The sequence below is a fragment of the Marinomonas sp. AWM4_232 genome (assembly GCF_056158325.1).
The window spans coordinates 2,703,524-2,723,024 of record NZ_JBSWTA010000001.1; the positions used below are offsets into that span (position 1 = coordinate 2,703,524).

At 45.6% G+C, this 19,501-nt stretch carries 16 protein-coding genes; 8 read left to right on the forward strand and 8 right to left on the reverse strand.

The genetic code is table 11. The features are described from left to right. Positions 1-4 precede the first annotated feature (4 nt). Positions 5-292 carry an HlyU family transcriptional regulator gene (locus ACXAC1_RS12885; RefSeq protein ID WP_199462468.1) on the reverse strand — a complete coding sequence of 96 codons (288 nt, stop codon included), beginning with the start codon at positions 290-292 and terminating at the stop codon, positions 5-7. A 71-nt stretch (positions 293-363) separates the two neighbouring features. After that, positions 364-1,548, reverse strand: coding sequence for an MFS transporter (locus ACXAC1_RS12890; protein ID WP_475061895.1), 1,185 nt, complete (start codon positions 1,546-1,548; stop codon positions 364-366). Between the two features lie 174 nt (positions 1,549-1,722). Between ACXAC1_RS12890 and ACXAC1_RS12895 the strand changes: the two genes are divergently transcribed. Then, entirely contained in the window at positions 1,723-3,078 is a 1,356-nt protein-coding gene (locus ACXAC1_RS12895; RefSeq protein WP_475061897.1) for a ribonuclease J, read from the forward strand. Between the two features lie 83 nt (positions 3,079-3,161). Here the strand turns inward: ACXAC1_RS12895 and argC are convergent, their stop codons facing one another. From argC to ACXAC1_RS12910, 3 genes are all read right to left on the reverse strand, one after another. Beyond that, positions 3,162-4,097, reverse strand: a complete 936-nt coding sequence (argC, locus tag ACXAC1_RS12900; protein WP_133563112.1) for an N-acetyl-gamma-glutamyl-phosphate reductase — start codon at positions 4,095-4,097, stop codon at positions 3,162-3,164. A 160-nt stretch (positions 4,098-4,257) separates the two neighbouring features. Continuing rightward, complete coding sequence (sbmA, locus tag ACXAC1_RS12905; RefSeq protein ID WP_475061899.1) at positions 4,258-5,529, reverse strand: peptide antibiotic transporter SbmA; 1,272 nt, start codon at positions 5,527-5,529, stop codon at positions 4,258-4,260. A 190-nt stretch (positions 5,530-5,719) separates the two neighbouring features. Then, entirely contained in the window at positions 5,720-6,142 is a 423-nt protein-coding gene (locus ACXAC1_RS12910; RefSeq protein ID WP_475061901.1) for an NlpC/P60 family protein, read from the reverse strand. 238 nt (positions 6,143-6,380) lie between these two features. Here ACXAC1_RS12910 and ACXAC1_RS12915 point away from each other — a divergent pair, with 238 nt between their 5' ends. After that, positions 6,381-7,724 (forward strand): IS1182 family transposase, encoded by a 1,344-nt coding sequence (locus tag ACXAC1_RS12915; RefSeq protein WP_475058283.1) that lies wholly within the window; start codon positions 6,381-6,383, stop codon positions 7,722-7,724. A gap of 213 nt (positions 7,725-7,937) precedes the next feature. On the opposite strand, the gene ACXAC1_RS12920 is transcribed toward ACXAC1_RS12915, so the two are convergent. Then, complete coding sequence (locus ACXAC1_RS12920; protein ID WP_228189920.1) at positions 7,938-9,158, reverse strand: aspartate aminotransferase family protein; 1,221 nt, start codon at positions 9,156-9,158, stop codon at positions 7,938-7,940. Positions 9,159-9,209: 51 nt separating this feature from the next. Further along, positions 9,210-14,027: an NAD-glutamate dehydrogenase gene (locus tag ACXAC1_RS12925; protein ID WP_475061903.1), complete on the reverse strand. Its 4,818-nt coding sequence runs from the start codon at positions 14,025-14,027 to the stop codon at positions 9,210-9,212. Between the two features lie 288 nt (positions 14,028-14,315). On the opposite strand from ACXAC1_RS12925, the gene ACXAC1_RS12930 reads away from it, so the two are divergent. The 5 genes from ACXAC1_RS12930 (at position 14,316) to ACXAC1_RS12950 (ending at position 18,564) form a co-directional block, all read left to right on the forward strand. Beyond that, positions 14,316-15,341 (forward strand): GlxA family transcriptional regulator, encoded by a 1,026-nt coding sequence (locus tag ACXAC1_RS12930; protein WP_475063829.1) that lies wholly within the window; start codon positions 14,316-14,318, stop codon positions 15,339-15,341. A gap of 125 nt (positions 15,342-15,466) precedes the next feature. After that, complete coding sequence (locus ACXAC1_RS12935) at positions 15,467-16,234, forward strand: ABC transporter ATP-binding protein (protein WP_133563104.1); 768 nt, start codon at positions 15,467-15,469, stop codon at positions 16,232-16,234. Positions 16,235-16,332: 98 nt separating this feature from the next. Beyond that, the gene (locus ACXAC1_RS12940) at positions 16,333-17,088 is read left to right on the forward strand and encodes a transporter substrate-binding domain-containing protein (protein ID WP_475061905.1); all 756 of its coding nucleotides are present in this window, start codon (positions 16,333-16,335) and stop codon (positions 17,086-17,088) included. 65 nt (positions 17,089-17,153) lie between these two features. Beyond that, positions 17,154-17,843 carry an ABC transporter permease gene (locus ACXAC1_RS12945; protein WP_228189922.1) on the forward strand — a complete coding sequence of 230 codons (690 nt, stop codon included), beginning with the start codon at positions 17,154-17,156 and terminating at the stop codon, positions 17,841-17,843. A 4-nt stretch (positions 17,844-17,847) separates the two neighbouring features. Further along, positions 17,848-18,564: an ABC transporter permease gene (locus ACXAC1_RS12950; RefSeq protein WP_475061906.1), complete on the forward strand. Its 717-nt coding sequence runs from the start codon at positions 17,848-17,850 to the stop codon at positions 18,562-18,564. A gap of 85 nt (positions 18,565-18,649) precedes the next feature. Here the strand turns inward: ACXAC1_RS12950 and glnK are convergent, their stop codons facing one another. Next, positions 18,650-18,988 carry a P-II family nitrogen regulator gene (gene glnK, locus ACXAC1_RS12955; RefSeq protein ID WP_055463653.1) on the reverse strand — a complete coding sequence of 113 codons (339 nt, stop codon included), beginning with the start codon at positions 18,986-18,988 and terminating at the stop codon, positions 18,650-18,652. Positions 18,989-19,120: 132 nt separating this feature from the next. Between glnK and ACXAC1_RS12960 the strand changes: the two genes are divergently transcribed. Further along, positions 19,121-19,495, forward strand: a complete 375-nt coding sequence (locus ACXAC1_RS12960) for a hypothetical protein (protein ID WP_475061908.1) — start codon at positions 19,121-19,123, stop codon at positions 19,493-19,495. Positions 19,496-19,501 lie beyond the last annotated feature (6 nt).

Sequence of the window (19,501 nt, forward strand, 5' to 3'; positions counted from 1 at the left end):
GCTCCTAGAAGATCTGCTCGCCCATTTGATCAATGGTCATTTTGGCTTTGCGAACGGTTAATTCAATGCACTCATCGCGGCTGGCAACAAGGTCTGAGCGAATAAAATTGTGCTGCTTTTGTGTTTCGCCTTCGCCTTTTGTGATGATGGCGCAGACACGATATTGGCCTTGATCAGACTGTGGCGTAGGGGTAATGGTGAAGCCATTGTGCTCGACCGGATCGGCTGCTGGTGCGCTATTATCGGTGCCTGAACCAGAAAATAGATTGGCGATGCTTGAGAAAATACCCATGACAATAGAAGTCCTTGCTAAGAATGAATAACCTTCATTGTCATGGATTTTGGCGCTGAGTCAAATTTTGCTTACAAAGCCGCACGATTGGCAATGATCACCGCGCGTTTTTGACTCGACATCAATGTAAACATGGCCAGCATGACTGCTGGAATCATCAGTAAGTTTAAAATTTCCCAACCAAAAATAGAGTGCCAGTAGCCTGAAAGCAGGCTGGCTGCTGCAGCGCTGGTGAAAACGACCAAATCATTGAGCCCCTGAACACGCGCTTTGTCTACTGGTTCATAAGTTTTGGTCAAAAGTGCTGTGGCTCCGATAAAGGTAAAGTTCCAGCCAATGCCTAACAAGACTAAAGCACTAAAGAAGTGCCAGTAAGACACACCAAATTGATTCAAGAAAATACAGCCAAGCAACATGAGGCAGCCCAGTTGAATAATTCGGTAAGTACCGAATTTCATAATCAAACGACCAGTGAAGAAAGAGGGTAGGAACATGCCTAATACATGCCATTGGATGACAGAGGCTGTGCTACCAAAGTTAAAACCACAAGCCTGCATAGCAAGAGGTGTTGCCGTCATAATAAGAACCATCACGGCATAACCAATAGAGCCGGCAATGATGGCACCCATCAGATCAGGCTGCTGTAACAATGCTCGATAAGGCCTAGGAGTGCCTTGGCGCTCTTCTTCGCTAGGCGGTTTTAGCGGAAGTAGTGCAATCAAAACGGTATTTGCAACATACAGGGCAATCAATGCCACAAAGGCTCCAAGGTATTGAGTGTCAGGGGCCCAATGTTCAAACCATATTGCCATGTTTGGGCCTAGGACGGCAGCGATCACACCTGCGCCCATGATCATACTGATGGCTTGAGGTGCTTTTTCTTTAGCTACGTTTTCGGTTGCCGCAAATCGGTACTGTTGGCCGATGCCGATAGCCATACCTAACAAAAACGTGGCACAGCAAAAGAGCGGAAACATGCCATGTTTCACACCATAGTAAGCAAGAAAAGCTCCGAATACGCCAATAAGGTTGCCAATTAAGAAGCCTTTTTTTCGACCAAACCAGCCCATCAACAGAGCGGCTGGTAGGGTGACTCCCATAAGACCAATAAATTGTAAGGCAACTGGAAGCGTGGCCAAGCTGAAGCTCGGCGCTAAACTTTGCCCAATTAATGCTGTCACAGAAACCAATAGAATATTGCCTGTGATCAGTAATGCTTGTCCGAGCGATAGTCCCCAAACCGTTATATTAAGCATGCTAAATACCTTATCTAGCTTTCATAGTATGTCACGAGGCTATGGGACAACTCCGCTTCGCCAACATAGTAGTCGAGCAACTTGAACATTTATTGCATTAATATAGTGATCTCATGAACTAAGTTCAATTTGAATCGCGTAAAATAGGCAGGGTTAGACGAGAAGGAGAGATGTGTGGAGTTGTTGGTGCCAACGCGAAATGATCTGTGGTTTTTACCCTTAGGGGGCACAGGCGAGATAGGGATGAATCTGAATTTATACGGTCATGATGGGCAGTGGCTGATGGTTGATTGCGGCGTCTCGTTTAATGAGCCAATTGATGAAAATAGCGCCCGCACTCATGAGTTAGTATGCGCCGATCCCAGCTTTATCGCACAGCAGCGCCACCGCTTAGCCGGCATTGTTATTACTCATGCCCATGAAGACCACATTGGTGCATTACCTTTTCTTTGGCGCCGCTTCCAAGCGCCAGTTTATTGTACCCCTTTTACCGCTGAAATCTTGCGTCGAAAACTAGCGCAAGTCGGCTTATTAGGGGAGGTGGAAATTCATGAACTGAATATGGGCAGTCAGTTTCGAGTGGGGTGTTTTGATTTACAGTGGGTAACGCTGACTCACTCCATACCTGAGCCAAGTGGATTGATGATTGAAACTCCGGCTGGCAATGTCTTTCATACAGGTGATTGGAAAATTGATCACAGCCCAGTGATTGGTGAGCGTTTCTCACCAGCGGTGTTAACCACATTACGACAACGTAATGTTCAAGCATTGGTTTGCGACTCGACGAATGCGTTGAAGTTTGGTCACTCGGTATCGGAGTATGACTGTTATAAAGCCTTATTAGAGGTTATTAAGGACGAATCAGGGCGAGTGGTCGTAGGCTGCTTTAGCAGTAATATTGCCCGCCTAGTATCGCTTGCCAACATCGCTAAAGAAACAGGACGTTACCTAGCTCTGATCGGGCGCTCTTTACAAAATATGGTCAGCGCTGCGCGTGTAGCCGGTTATTGGCCTGAAGATGCGCCATTGATTGACTCGAGCCACTTAGGCTACTTGCCTGCAAATGAAGTGTTGGCAGTTGCCACAGGCAGTCAAGGCGAGCCGAGGGCTATGTTAAACCGCTTAGCTCGTGATGATTGCTTTGATTTAACCCTCGAAAAAGGCGACTTAGTGTTGTTTAGTGCCATGATTATTCCTGGCAATGAGATGGCCATTGAACGGTTGGTGAACGCTTTTAAAGCTCAAGGAATTCGAACGTTACAAAGTCATGATATTGATCTGCCTATTCATGTGAGTGGTCATCCTTATGCGGATGAACTGACAGCAATGTACGATTGGGTGAGACCGCAAGTGGCTATCCCAACCCATGGTGAGCCTGAGCATATGGCTGCTAATGCCCAGATTGCTAAAGAGGCTCATGTGCCGAGACAGCTAACAGGGTTAAACGGTGATTTGTTTACCATTGCACCAGAAGTTGGTGTGCGAAAAGGCGTGGTATCGGCTCGTCGTATGGCGATTGCCAGAAATTAACTCTCTGAGAAATTGCGCTTCTCATAAAAAAGCCCATGAGCATAAGATCATGGGCTTTCTAATCTGTTTACAACGGTTGAACGTTACAGAACAACAGCCGTATCTTCTGCACAACCAAGCATCAGGTTCAGGTTCTGAACGGCAGCGCCTGAAGCGCCTTTGCCAAGGTTATCAAGCTTCGCGGATAGAACAACAGATTGGCCGTCTTCTGAAGCGAACACAGCGAGCTCTACTTGGTTCGTGTTTTCCAAGCCATGAGGGGTTAGGAAAGGTGCATGACTGTCTTTCACTTCATTGAATGGATGAACGGTCACGAAGTCTTCTTCTTCGTAAGTTGAAGCAAGGGCAGCGTGAAGTTTCTCACCAGTCATAGCGCCTGATAAGGTCACAGGAATGCTAATCAACATGCCTTGAGCGAAATTACCAACACTTGGGATAAAGATTGGTGTGTTATCTAACTGTGACCATTTTTGGATCTCAGGGAGATGCTTGTGCTTGAAGTTTAGGCCGTAAGTGCCGTAAGTCGCAGCATCTGGGTTACCTTCGTACTTTTCGATCAGTTGCTTACCACCACCGGTGTAACCTGAGATCGCATTCACGGTGTAGTGGCCATCTTTTGCTAGCAAACCTTGTTCAACCAGTGGCTTGAGTAGCAAGATAATGCCTGTTGGGTAGCAGCCTGGGTTAGAAACAAATTGTGCTTCTTGGATTTGCTCACGTTGGCTAGCATCGAGTTCAGCCAGGCCGTATACCCAGCCTTCTGCCACACGGTGAACAGAGCTCGCATCCAGAACGCGGCAACCTTCTTCTTTCGCCAAGGCTACAGTGTCTTTAGCGGCTTCATCAGGTAAACAAAGAACCGTCACATCTGCTTCTTTCATCAGACGACGCTTTTCTTCCACATCGCGTTTTTTGGCTTCATCAATGCTGATGACTTCAATGTCAGGATGGTTTACTAGACGTTCGCGTACCTGCAGGCCTGTGGTACCGGTTTCACCGTCGATAAATACTTTTTTCATTCGTGTCTCCAAGCAACGGCCAACGTGATAGGGGGAGCAGCCGTTCATTCATAGTTCGGACAATCATAGCACTGGCAAATGCGAGAAAAAATAAGGCGCCCACTTAGAAAATGAAATATTTAAGTGGGCGCCCTATTTGAAAATCAAGAAGAGATGAGGATCAAGAAGAAATCTTGTCTTCTAATACGTCGTCTGGCACTTCAGCAATGGCGGACTCAAACGCTTTTAGACGTTTGTAGATGGAAAGCAGTTCAACAATGGTGGTCCAGGAGTTCACTAGGAACTGGAAAGAGCTTTCAACCTGATTAAAGGCATTGGAGATACGTTGCATCACGCCCAATGTAAATGCCCCCGCAACAATCGATGGGCCAAGTGCAATCAGCGGCACCAGCACACCTGCCTGCAGGTAACCGTAGCGTACCACGTTAAAATATAGGTAGTGGAAGTAAAGGCGGAAGTAGTTTTTTCGGACGTTATCAAACAGTTCCGCGAGTTTTACTGGTTCGGCACGGTCGGCGTAGTCTTCCCCATAAACAAGCTCTTTTCGGTAAGCTGCTTCGACTTTTTGGTTTTTGAACTCAAGACCAGGCAGTTTAATCCCTGCGGTTGCAAGCAAAACGGTACCTATAATCGACCAAAGAATGGCAACAAATACTAGTGCCTGAGGTACTTCACCAATTAATGGTAGCTCAGTGACGTAGCCAGACAGTCCCCACAATACCGGCAAGAATGCTAGCAAGGTCATGATCGAATCTAAGAAGCGCACACCAAGGCTTTCGACAATGCTGGCAAAGCGCATGGTGTCTTCTTGAATACGTTGCGATGCGCCTTCGATATGGCGTACTTTAGGCCAGATTGACGTGTAGTAGTTGTTCATGGCGGTACGCCAGCGGAAAACGTAGTGACTAACAAAGAAGTTGTTAAACACCGCCACGGTGATGGCAACCAGCGCTATGGTGGCAAAGGTTACAAGCTGGCCGTAGAACTCGCCAAGAGTGATGGTGTTGGGAGCGGTGAGGGCCTTTTGAATCAAGTCATAGAAGCTACCGTACCATTCGTTGATCATGACGCTGACTTGTACTTGGAACCAAGTAATGAACACAATCAGCGCAGATCCCATAACAGACCATTTTGCCCACTTTTGTCCGCCGTACATCATCCAAGCGCCGACGAAGAGTCCATAGCACACGAACATATATTGGTAGAGCCAAACGTCACTGGCAAACCCGTAGGACTCTTGATAGGCCATTTGTGCTGCTTGCTCAGCCCCTTCTGCCAATGGAGTAGGGAAATCGACGCCAAAGAATTGGCCTAGACTGAGGCTTGAGCCCAGATCCTGACCAAAGGTGTACCAGCTAATCACACAAGCAAGTGCCCAGAGGGCAAAGGTCAAAAAGAACAGTTTGGGTTTCGGGAAAAAGGATAAAAACACAGTTTATCTCTCTCTGTCAGATGTTGAGTAGATCGCAGCAGGACATTGATCTGAATGAAAAATTAGCAAAACTTTTTAGAGCTTAAACTAGCAAGGGAGCTTCGACAACGCGCTTGTCTAAAGGATCTTGCAAATAAATAGACAACCGTAATATTGCAATGGATTTGTTATTAAATAATGAATACGCCGTTCAATAAAGGCGACGGGCATGCCAGTAATGCTTTTTCCAGTAAACATTATCGAGCCTGGAGATAATAACGCCTTTTGATGTTGAGGCGTGTAGGAAACGTCCATCCTCAATATAAATACCCACATGACGTACTTTAGAACCGGTTTTGAAAAACACTAAGTCGCCAGCTTGAAGTTCAGAGGGTTCGATAGCATAGCCTGTTTCTGACTGCTTTAGCGTTGTTCTGGGAAGGTAAGCGTCAAACTGGTCTCTAAGTGTGATCATCACAAAACCCGAGCAGTCGACACCTTTGCGGCTCATTCCTCCCCAAGCGTAGGGGGTGTCGCGCCAAATGTTGTATTGATCATAAAGTCGTTGAGTAATATCAGATGCGCTCTCACTTGTTAGAGCGCTTGGCGAAAGTTGAATAGTTTGCTTCGGCACGCTGCTGCAGGCACTGAGTATTAGCGCCAGAAGGAGTGTTATAACGCGGATAATAATGGATGAGTGCAATGCAGATCCCGCCAATTTAGTTAGAGCCTTTATCTTAAGAGCTTTACCAAGAATTGACAAAATATTGGGATCAAAAAATGAATACAGATGAGCAAAAAAACCGCACATTGTGCGGTCAGACTGCTGATAAAGTCCTCGCCTTCGTGCGGGGACTTTTTATAATAACCTCATGCTAAAAGAACGCCCCCAAACCCAATCGACTCTAGAGTTTGTCTCCATTGATGAACTCGTTCCAAGTGATCATCTTCTTCGTAAGATTGATCGAACTATCGACTTTACCTTCCTACATGACTTAGTGAAGGAATTTTACTGTGCAGACAACGGTCGTCCTGCCCTTGATCCCACACTTATGTTCAAGTTGTTGTTCATCGGCTACCTCTTTGGAATACGTAGTGAGCGTCAGCTCATTCGTGACGTTCAAGTCAATGTAGCTTATCGTTGGTTCCTTGGTTTAGGTCTAACGGACAAAGTACCCGATGCTTCAACCCTGAGTGCCAATCGAACTCGGCGTTTTAAAGAGTCTGATATCTACCAAAAGATCTTTGATGAGATCGTTCTTCAAGCCATGAAAGAAAAACTCGTCAGTGGTCATACCTTCTACACCGACTCCACACACCTAAAAGCTAATGCCAACAAAAAACATTTTCAAAAAGTGTTGGTTGAGCAATCTCGTCAGGCGTATATGGATGAATTGGATCAAGCGGTTGAGGAGGACCGAATTGCTCATGGAAAAAAGCCTTTACCCCCAGAAAAGGCAAAAGATAAAACACGAGAGATAAAGCAGAGTACGACCGATCCTGAAAGTGGCTACATGGTACGTGATACTAAGCCGAAAGGGTTCTTCTATCTTGATCATCGAACCGTTGATGCGCGTTGCAACATCATTACCGATGTCCATGTCACAGCAGGCAATGTGCATGATGCCGTACCATATTTAGAACGGCTGGATCGAATGAAAGATCGCTTTAAGTTCTTCATCACATCGGTTGGTCTAGATGCAGGCTACTTTACTGCGGCAGTTTGCCATGGGCTCGAAGAGAGACACATTTATGCGGTGATGGGCTATCGACGGCCCACTCATAAAAAGGGCTTCTTCTATAAGCGAGAGTATCAATACGATGCTACGAATGATGTATATATCTGTCCACAAAGCCAGTCACTGATTTACAAAACCACATCGCGAGAAGGCTATCGTCATTACGGCTCAGACAGCAAAATCTGTCAGGGCTGCCCAGAGAAGAAGCGCTGCACAACCAATAAAGACTCCGTGAAAACCGTCACCCGGCATGTCTGGGAAGACAGCAAAGAGCGAGTGAATGCACACCGTTTAACACCTGCAGGAAAGATTATTTATGCAAGGCGAAAGGAAACAGTAGAACGAAGTTTTGCGGACGCGAAAGAACTACACGGGTATCGCTATGCGAGATTTAGAGGAATAGACAAGGTCTCTTCGCAGTGTCTACTGACAGCGGCTGCTCAGAATATGAAAAAGATCGCCCTAATGCTTAGTTAAGGGTCTATCTTGCTTAAAAAGCCGTTTGAAATGGACTTTAAGTGCTCCGACACCTCTCAGAGATGGATTAGAAGAGACACAGACTAAATCCAGCGATCAAGTGCTCGCTTTTAAAATTCAATGCCATAAAAACAAAACCCCAGCAAAAAACTGGGGTTTATCGATACTCTGAAACCGCGCAAGTTGCGCGGTTTCTTTGTAAGAACGAACGTTCTACTTTTTCAGGTCTGCTGCAGTTTTCGCTACTGCTCGCTCAAAGCGCTCGAAACCTTCTTTGATATCGGCTTCTGGAACGATTAGTGATGGCGTGAAACGGATAACATTAGGTCCTGCAACCAGAACCAATAAGCCTTCTTGAGCGGCATTTGCTAAGAAATCTTTGGCATGACCTGCCAATTCATCTTTCACTTCTGCCCCCACTAGTAAGCCCATGCCACGAATGTCTTTGAACACATCGTACTTTTCATTGATGGCTGTTAGGGCATCAACAAATAGCTGGTGACGCTTGTTAACACCTTCTAGCACTTCAGGTGTGTCAACAATATCGATAACTGCTTCAGCAATGGCAGCCGCCATTGGGTTACCGCCATAAGTGCTACCGTGTGTACCAAAAGCTAGGCTTTTCGCTACTTCTTCGGTTGCAATCATTGCGCCCACAGGGAAGCCATTACCTAATGCTTTCGCAGTAGTTAGGATATCTGGCGTCACGCCAGTTTGCTCGTAAGCGTAAAGCGTTCCAGTACGGCCTACACCGGACTGTACTTCATCGAATACAAGCAGTGCTTTATGCTCATCACACAGTTCACGTACCGCTTTGGCAAACGCTTTGTCTGCAGGAATGATACCGCCTTCACCTTGGATTGGCTCCATAACAACGGCACATGTCTTATCAGAAATAAGCGCTTTTAATGCTTCGATGTCATTGTAAGCACAGTGCTTGATGCCACCAGGAGTTGGCTCAAAACCTTCTTTGTACTTCGCCTGTCCACCAACGGATACGGTGAACAAAGTACGGCCGTGGAACGACTGGTAGAAAGAAATGATTTCATTCTTTTCTGGACCAAAGTGATCAAACGCGTAACGGCGAGCCAATTTGAATGCCGCTTCGTTGGCTTCAGCACCACTGTTAGCAAAAAACACACGATCAGCGAATGTTTTTTGTGTCAGTTTTTGTGCCAATCGAAGTGCAGGCTCATTCGTCATGACATTGGATAGATGCCATAGTTTGCCTGCTTGCTCACGCATTGTGTCAACCAAAACTGGGTGGGAGTGTCCCAATGCAGTCACGGCAATACCGCCTGCAAAGTCGATGTACTCTTTACCTTCCTGATCCCACAAGCGAGAGCCCTCACCGCGCACTGGGATGATTGCCGCTGGTGCGTAGTTTGGAAACATTACTTCGTCAAATGTTGCTCTCGTTACTTGTTCAGTCACTTTACTAATACCTCTTAAAATGGAGCGGCCCGAGTTGGGCCGCTCGGGGTTTTATATCAGATTTCTCAACTCTCGAATAGCAACACTTACCATAGATAGGGATAGCTCAGTTTCGGCTTTAATTTCCCCAAAAGTACTGTGGTAGTGGTTGATATTGTCTTGGTTGAGTTCTTGCCAATGAGCAAGACGTTTTTCCAGATCGTTAATCTCAATACTTGATTGAATCACTTCTTGAGTAATGGTGCGCAATGCGTTGTCGACTTCATCGCCAAGGCCTGCTTTGGCACGACGCTCCCACATATCGTCAGCTGGAAGCTTACGAATGCTTTGACGTAGCCAGTACAGACCAAGATCCATCTCTAGAGCGAAGTAAGTTTGAGCAGTATCCAATACTTCTTTCTCTGTGTTAGCTGCTACGCGGATAACATCCAATCCGTAGAATAGGAATGGTAGAGCGCACAACTTATCAGCGATTTCAGCCGGGACGTTTTGCTCTTGCAACTGTTGGCTAGTTTCAGCCAAGTAGTCACTGGTTGGTTTCGTCAATACCGCATCAAGGTTGCTGCGGATGATGTCGATACCAGGCTTGTACGTATCGGTCAGCTTTTGGATAGCCAATGCTTCACGAGTGTTACGAATCAGCCATAGCGTTGCTTTTTCAAGCAGGCTTTGGACCTGAATAAACAGTTGGTTTTGCAGGCTGTTTTCTACTTTGAAATCCAACTCGTTGATCGCATCCCATAGCGCTGGGATATCAAACATCTGCTCAGCGGCCATGTAGGCACGAAGAACGTTTAATGCTGATGCGCTAGTTTCTTCCTGCACGTAAGTAGTGAAGGTAGACCCCATGCGGTTGCCGACATTGTTCGTTACGTGTGCAGCAATGATTTCTTGCGCCAATGGGTGCTCGATCATGTGCTCAGAGAAACGTTGTACCAGCGGTTTCGGGAAGTAATCTTTGATTTGCGCACGCAAATCTGGATCTTCACCAATGCCGTCATCGACTAACTGCTCAGCAAACTTGATTTTTGAATACGCTAATAGCACAGAGATTTCTGGACGCGTTAGACCTTGACCTTTGCTCATGCGTTTTTTCATTTGCGCATCAGTTGGCAAGAACTCGATCTCACGGTTCAAACGACCTTCACGAACCAATGACAGCATTAAGCGCCAGTGATCAGCAATACGCTCAGGTGCACGAGAGTTCACTAGCGATAGCAGGTGGCTTTGACCTTCGTTGTGACGCAGTACTAGGTGTGCCACTTCATCTGTCATCTCTGCCAGTAGCTTATTACGTTGCTTCTCTGTCATGTCACCGTTTTCAACGATACGGTTCAACAGGATCTTGATGTTTACTTCGTGGTCAGAGCTGTCTACACCAGCAGAGTTATCGATGGCGTCAGTGCTAACCAAGCCGCCTTTTTGAGCGAATTCGATACGACCACGCTGTGTGAAGCCCAAGTTACCGCCTTCACCGATGATCTTACAACGAAGCTCTTTACCATTAATACGTAGTGCATTGTTGCCGTTATCGCCTACATCCGCATGCGTCTCAGACTCTGCTTTAACGTAGGTACCGATACCGCCGTTCCACAGTAGGTCAACAGGTGCTTTCAAGATGTGTGAAATCAGCTCTGTTGGCGCTAGGGACTTCACATTGCCTTCGATGTCTAGGGCTTTGCGAATATCCGCGTTAATTGGAATAGACTTCGCACTACGGCTAAAGATACCGCCGCCTTTAGAGATCAATTCTTTGTTGTAATCTTCCCAAGATGAACGTGGTAGATTGAACAAACGTTGGCGCTCTGCAAACGATGATGCTGCATCCGGTGTTGGGTCGATAAAGATGTGCATATGGTTAAACGCAGCGACTAGGCGAGTGTGTTTTGATAACAGCATACCGTTACCAAATACGTCGCCAGCCATGTCACCAATGCCGACAGCAGTGAAATCGGTAGATTGGCAATCAATGCCCATTTCTTGGAATTGACGCTTAACAGATTCCCAAGCACCGCGTGCTGTAATACCCATTTTCTTATGGTCGTAACCGTTTGAGCCACCTGACGCAAAAGCGTCTCCTAGCCAGAAGCCGTATTTCTCAGAGATGCTGTTGGCTAAGTCAGAGAAGGTAGCAGTACCTTTATCGGCTGCAACCACTAGGTACGGATCGTCTTCGTCGTAACGTTTAACCGCTGTTGGTGGCACAAGCTCTTGTTTCACCAAGTTGTCGGTAATGTCTAACAAACCAGAAATGAAAGTGGTGTAACAACGAACCACTTCTGCTTGCGTTTCCTCACGAGAAGACGCTTTCTTAAGCTGCTTAGCAACGAAGCCACCTTTCGCACCTGCTGGTACAATGACGGCGTTCTTAACCATTTGCGCTTTAACAAGACCCAGTACTTCAGTACGGAAGTCTTCCATACGGTCAGACCAGCGTAGACCACCACGAGCAACTTTACCGCCGCGCATGTGGACACCTTCTACCCATGGTGCGTAAACGAAAATCTCGAATTTCGGACGTGGTAGTGGCACCGCTGGAATCATGCTTGGATCAAGCTTGAACGATACGTAATCTTTGCTTTCGCCTTCTGGAGAAGGTTGGTAGAAGTTGGTACGAAGCATAGCTTGAATCACAGATAGGTAGTGTTTCAAGATTCGGTCTTCGTCCAAGTTAGCCACTTGATCCAATGCTGCTTCGATTTTCTCAAGTAGCTTCGCCACTTTATCTTCGCGTTTTGCTTCAAGGGCTGGATCAAATCGCTGTTCGAACAATTGCACCAACAGACGAGCAATCGGAGCATTTTTCTCCAGTGTTTGCTGCATGTACTGCAATGAGAACGGTACTTGTAGTTGCACCAAGTACTTAGTAATAGCACGTAGCATAGTCACTTGACGCCACGTTAGAGAAGCATCCAATACTAATGCGTTGAAGCGGTCGTTCTCGATGCGACGCTTGAAGACCGCGTTAAACGCGTCTTGGAAGTCATCACGGTAGGCTTTCTTATCAAGGTTCACGCTTGGGTTGATGCTGATGGCAAACTCTACCACCCAAGTGTTCGCTTGGCCGTCACCGTTCTGGTCTAGCTCGTATGGACGTGCTTCAAGTACACGTAAGCCCATGCATTCAAGGATCGGCAATACATCCGATAGAACCAAGGTCGTGCCCGCACCATATACTTTGAAGAAGTAATGGTTTTTCGATTGGCCAACTTGGCGGTAAAGGTGCGTGGAAATGTCACCATCGTTCGTTAGCTCGCTAAGACGTTCGATGTCCAACACGGCTGTGTTAGCAGAAAAGTCTTCGCGGTAGGCTGCTGGTAGGTATGGCGCGTATTCGTTGTAAAGCTTATTGCCGTTTTCTTCACCTTGGCTAGTGTGAAGTGCAGTCAGAAGCTTGTCGTCCCAAGATAACATCGCCTCTTGCATGCGACGTTGGATGTCGTCCATGTCGATTTGAGGGCTGTTTTCTGGGTCAGCGATTTGAATTGTGAAGTTAACACGAGCCAATACTTGCTGAGAGAACTGAACGTTGAACTCAGAGCTTGTACCGTTGCATGCTTGCATCAGAATGTCTTGCATCTTGATACGAAGCTCAGTGTTGTAACGATCACGAGGAACGTAAACTAGAGCGCTTAAGAAACGGCCATAGATGTCTTTACGTAAGAATACGCGTAACTGGCGTCGCTCTTGGATCGCAAGAATACCTTCGATGCTGTGGAACAATTCATCAACAGGCGCTTGTAGCATTTCGTCACGAGGGTAGCTGTTTAAAATGTGCTTAAGCGTTTTACCCTTATGGCTGTTCGGGTCTACGTTCATGCGATCGACTAGAATTTCTAGCTTCTTACGCAGTAGAGGTACGTCTTGTAGGCGTGCTACGTAAGCTGCAGAAGAGTACAACCCGAAGAAGCGCCATTCACCGATAACATTGCCTTTCTTATCAAAACGTTTGATGCCTAGGTAATCCAAGTGAACAGGGCGGTGCACTGTTGAAATGGCGGTAGATTTTGTTAGCACCAAAGAACTGTCGCGATCGTAAGCTAGTTTCGTTAGGTGATCGTTCAGAATAATGTCGTATTTTTCTTTCTTGGTTTTGCGGAACGTACCCAGCGCAGAATTCTCGACAAACTTAAGATGCGCTTGCTCGTCTTCTTTAACAAGGTCGTATTCGCGGAAACCAACGAAAGTGAAATGGTTGTTTTCAACCCAACGTAGGAAAGCCAAGTTTTCTTGGTGTTCATCGTTGTCTTTTAAGTGAGCAACTTGCTCAGACGCTTTGATGACTTCTGCCAGTTTGGTTTTCATTGCAGGCCAGTCGCTGACACATTGCTTCACGTCTTCTAGTGTATCTAGCAATGCATTTTTGATCTCGTCCATTTTGCTCAAGTCTGAGATACGGTCGATTTCAAATCGAATCAATGCTTCGTTAGCACCTTGAGGGTCGCGTTCTGCAATGTTGCTCAGTTCACCAGACTTATTGCGCTTGATTGCAATGATAGGGTGAGCGGTGAAGTGAATCGTGTGGCCTAGGCGAACCAGCGCCATGTTGAAAGACGATACGATGAATGGCATATCATCTGTAAGAACTTCAACCACGGTGTGTGTGGATTGCCAGCTGTGTTCTTCGAAGTTAGGGTTGTAAACACGTACTTTTGGAGTGTTCGCGTTACGTTGCTGGATGAAATCCCATAGGCAAATGCTCGTGCCGTAAAGATTATCGATGCTTTCTTGCTCCATATCTTCGATCAATAGATCTTGGAAGTAGATATGGGACAATTTGATGATGTCGTCGGCAGTTTTGCCGCCTACGCTATCTTTGATCTCTGCTTCAATACGAGTGATCAGTTCACTCTTTTTACTATTCGTCATGTTACTCATCCTTATGAGTGTTGGTGTCTATTGAAGATCTGCTTATAGTTTTTATTACGCTGTCTTCTCACCGCTTATTTAATTATTAAGAAAAAATAGCGGCTAAGATAGCTGGTGACTTTTCAAAATGCGACGTATGCTTCTTGGGAAGCGATCTAGGCGTCAAAAAAAGCTTGATGTCGATCTTAAAAGCCTCTGTTATTCATTCTAAACGATATAAAAATCTTTTGAATGTGCTTATCGTAGGATAATAATTTGTACAACACCGAATATGCATCACGTGAAATCATGCAAGCCAGTAAAAAAGTTCAAAAATACGGCTTTTTGCTGATGCCAAGCTTTTCCATGCTGGCTTTTTCCTCAGCAATGGAAACGATCCATATGGCGAACTGGGTCAGTGGTAAAGACTTATACCAGTTTTGTACGCTTAGCCATAAAACGAAAGTTGTACTTTCGAATTCTGGCGTTGCGACAACCACAGACTATTTAACCGACGACTTTCCTAAAGATTTAGACGCTATTATTGTTTGTGGCGCTTCCAGCGTTAATCAAGAGGATGACATTAGTTTAGACGCTTGGTTGTTAAGTTGCTCAAAACATGGCATTTCTTTAGGCGGAATTTGCACTGGTAGCTATGTGTTGGCGCGTGCTGGGTTGTTAGATGGTTATCGCTCCACGATTCATTGGGGGGATTTGGCCAGTTTGAGAGAAGCGTTTCCTGCTGTAATTGTTTCCAATCATCTATTTGAAGTGGATCGTGATCGCTTCACTTGCAGTGGTGGTACAGCGGCCATGGATATGATGTTGTTTTTGATTGGTAAACAGCATGGTATGACGTTAGCGAGTCATATTTCTGAACAATTTGTGTGTGAACGGATACGCACAAATCAAGATCCGCAAAGAATTCCACTGCAAGCGCGCATCGGAACTGGGCAACCAAAACTGATCGAGGCGGTGCAATTGATGGAAGCCAATATTCGAGAACCTCTGTCTTCTGATGACATTGCCTATCATGTCGGTGTTTCCCGTCGGCACTTAGAGCGTTTATTTAAGCAAAATTTAGAAACTGTGCCGTCACGGTATTACTTAGAATTACGCTTGAAACATGCTAAGCAACTGATAACGCAAACAGATAAGAGTATTTTAGAAATTGGGCATGCTTGTGGGTTTACCTCGGCACCACACTTTAGTACGACTTATAAAGGGTATTTTGGTGTGTCTCCGCGCGAAGAACGAAAGAATTTGTCGATAAAACATAACAATCCTGTCCATGCGGATAAGAAAACACGACAACTTTGGCGAAAAAAGTTTTAGAATAGGGGGATGTAGTTGGCGTGTTTTTTGATGCGTTCTACCTGAACCTAACATTGATGCGTAATATTTGAGCTTTATCGAGTTTATCCTTTGCGCAAACAGAGTCATAAAAAAAGGTAATCAGAATGTCTAAAGACCCTGCTTTAGAGCTAAAGGATATCCATAAAACCTTTGGGGATCATGAAGTATTAAAGGGAATTTCATTAGAAGCCCACGATGGCGACGTGATCTCGATCCTTGGTTCGAGTGGCTCAGGAAAGAGCACATTTTTGCGTTGCATTAATTTACTCGAGAATCCAACCCAAGGCAGTATCTGCTTTAACGGTGAAGCGTTGCAGCTTAAACCTGGTGCGACAGACCTTGTTGCTGCGGATATGAAGCAATTGACTCGTATGCGTCAGAAAATCGGCTTTGTTTTCCAGAGCTTTAACTTATGGCCGCATATGACTATCTTACAAAATGTCATGGAAGGGCCGCTGCATGTCTTAAAGCGACCTAAGCAAGAAGTGCTTGAGTATGCTGAGTATCTTCTAAACAAGGTAGGTATTGCAGATAAAAAGCATATGTACCCAAACCAGCTTTCGGGTGGGCAGCAGCAGCGTGTTGCCATCGCTCGCACGTTGGCGATGGATCCTCAAATTCTGTTGTTTGATGAGCCAACCTCAGCGTTAGACCCTGAATTGGTTGGTGAAGTCTTGGGTGTCATGCGAGGTTTGGCGGATGAAGGGAGAACGATGTTGATCGTAACCCACGAAATGAATTTCGCCCGTGAGGTTTCTAGTGAAGTTGTCTTCCTTCACCAAGGCCTAGTAGAAGAAAAAGGAACACCTGAGAAGGTGTTTGGCTCACCGGATTCAGAGCGTTGTAAAGCTTTCTTATCGACAGCATTTTAATCTGTTGCATAGCACAGTGATACTGGCCTACATTTGGCTGGAGTAATGCGATAAGGCGTACTATAAAAAAATTATCAATCCAACAAAAGGACCGACTAATGAGTATTAAAAAATTAGCACTAAGTTCTGCTGTCATGATCACAGCTGCGGCTGCGTCTCTTTCTGTAAATGCTGCCGATACTGTTCGTATTGCAACAGAAGGTGCTTGGGCGCCATTTAACTACATCGATGACAATGGCAAGCCACAAGGCTTTGACGTGGACATCGCTTGGGCGCTATGTGAAAAAATGGAAGCAGACTGTAAAGTCGTAACCCAAGATTGGGATGGTCTAATCCCTGGTCTAAAAGTACGTAAATTTGATGCGATCATTGCATCTATGTCGATCACTGAAGAGCGTCTAAAGCAAGTCGACTTCACTAACAAATACTACTCTGGCGGTCTTCGTTTCCTTGCGCCAAAGGGTAAAGAGTTCGATCTAGAAAAACTTGATGGCAAAGTAATTGGTGCACAGCGTGCGACGTTGGCTGCACAGTACCTAGAAGATAACTTCACAGGTAAATCAACACTGAAATTCTACGACACACAAGACAGTGTATACCTAGACCTTGTTGCTGGTCGTCTGGATATCGTGCTTTCTGATGAGCTACCGACTTACGATTGGCTGAAAACATCTGATGATGGCAGCAAATTTGAGTTCAAAGGCAAGTCTTTCCAGAAAGAAGACGAAATCGGTATCGCTGTGCGTAAAGGCGATGATCTGAAAGACAAATTCAACAAAGCGTTGGATGAGATCATGGCTGATGGTACTTACCAGAAAATTAACGCTAAGTACTTCCCATTCTCCATCTACTAAGATGTCAAACCGCAATACACCAGCATTTGCTGGTGTATTGTGACCACATAGACTGAGATAGCTTTATGTTAGATCTTCATGGTTTTGGTGATCAGCTTCTACAAGGGGCGAGCATCACCATTCAGTTGGCGCTGTCTTCTTTAGCCGTTGGGTTGATCCTAGGCTTGTTGGGTGCGTCAGCTAAATTATCCAATATTAAACCGTTGCAATGGATCGCAAATTTTTACACGACGATCATTCGTGGTGTCCCAGAACTTTTAACCGTACTGATTATTTATTTCGGTGCGACGACTGTTTTGATGTCGATTGCGAGTGTGTTCGGTTATGACGAGTACATCGAGATCGGACCTTTTGCCGCTGGTGTCACCGCATTAGGTTTAACATTTGGTGCGTATGCGACTGAGGTGTTTCGTGGTGCGTTACAGGCGATCCCTAAAGGTCAGCATGAAGCGGCCATCGTTTTAGGCATGCATCCCCGAAGAAAATTCTTCCGCATCATCCTACCGCAGGTATGGCGAGTTGCTTTGCCAGGTATTGGTAACTTGTTTTTGGTATTGCTTAAAGATACTGCATTGGTGTCGGTCGTTGGCCTTGAAGACATTATGCGTAAAGCCAATGTGGCGGTAAGTAATACCAAAGAGCCGTTCCTATTTTATCTCGTTGCCGCATTTATGTATTTGGCGCTGACTATTGTTTCAATGGTTGTCGTTCATTACTTAGAAAAGCGTGCAAGCCGCGGCCTAACTCGAGGATAAATACGTGGAATTAGATTTTTCTGTTGTTATTGAATACTTTCCACGTTTGCTAAGCGGCACGTGGATGACGATGAAGTTAGTGATCTTGTCGATTGTGTTGGGCGCTATTGTTGCCTTGCCGATCGCTTTGGCTCGAATTTCAAAGAACCCATTGATCAGTGGTGGGCCGTTTGCGTTCATCTTTTTCTTTCGTGGTACGCCGTTACTCGTTCAAATCTTCTTGGTTTACTATGGCGCGTCTCAGTTTGAGGCAGTGCGCGAGAGTTTTATATGGCCAGTTCTGAGAGAGCCTTTCTGGTGTGCGATTATTGCCTTTACACTGAACACTTCTGCCTATACCGCTGAAATTTTCCGTGGCGCGATTCAGGCGATTCCAGAAGGAGAAGTAGAAGCTTGTAAGGTTATGGGGATGACCAAGGTACAGATGTATCGCCGTATTTTGCTGCCGCGAGCATTTGGCATCGTATTACCCGCTTACGGGAATGAGATCATCTTGATGCTTAAAGCAAGTGCCCTGGCTAGTACGATCACTTTGCTAGACCTGACTGGGATGGCACGTACGATCATTGCTCGTACTTATACGCCTATTGAGATTTTCTTAGCCGCTGGTGCGATTTATTTGGTCATCAGTATCGCGGTTATTTATATCTTTAAGCTTGTAGAAAAGCGTCAGAATCGTTATTTGGGAACGTTATCGATCAAAGTGCCTGATAAAGGTTAGTTGCTCGTTTTAATGCTGAAGACGCTTACAAAAAAAAGGCGCTACCTCATAGGGGAAGCGCCTTTTTAGCATTTAGTTGTGCGAATTAGATGGCGTCTGCACCTGTTTCGCCAGTACGGATACGAATGACTTGTTCTAATGCAGTAACGAAAATTTTACCGTCACCAATTTTTCCAGTGTTTGCGCTTTTCTGGATGGCTTCGATGGCAACATCTACTTGGTCATCATCAATTGCTAGCTCAAGTTTTACTTTAGGTAAGAAGTCCACAACGTATTCCGCGCCACGGTACAACTCTGTATGGCCACGCTGACGGCCAAAGCCTTTTACTTCTGTAACAGTAATACCGTTAATACCGATTTCAGAAAGTGCTTCACGCACTTCATCAAGTTTAAAGGGTTTAACTATGGCTGTTACTAATTTCATAGAGTGTCTCCATTCAAGGCATTGTTTTGCTATAAATTACCACTCAAAGGCACAGCTCGCTACTAATTGCATAAATTTGTTCTACAGTTAATGGCAAATAATTAGATTCAAAAATCCGTTCTGGAGTAAGCCATGGAACAGCAAGGCATTATGGTTTTTGAGAAAGGTCTAGATGAGTTTCTATCTGACCTTAAATTGCGTTTGACGCGAAGTGAGAGTGTTCATGTCACTTCTCAATCTATGCCTCAATGTTTGCATACCTTAAAAGTAATAGATGAATCCCAGCGAGAATGCTATCTGCGATTAGTAGTGATTGGCTGCTGTGACCGCATGCTATTGGCTCGCTTATCTTGGTTAGACAATAGCGGAAAAGATCATGTTTGCTGTTATTTAAACGGTCAATTTGAAGCGGTACGCCGTAAGGCGAATGGGTTGTGGGTGCGAGAAAAGCTGACGCCTGAGGAAGTGTGTTTACAGAAGTGGGGGGCTCTTAGGTCACCGATCTAACTGCTT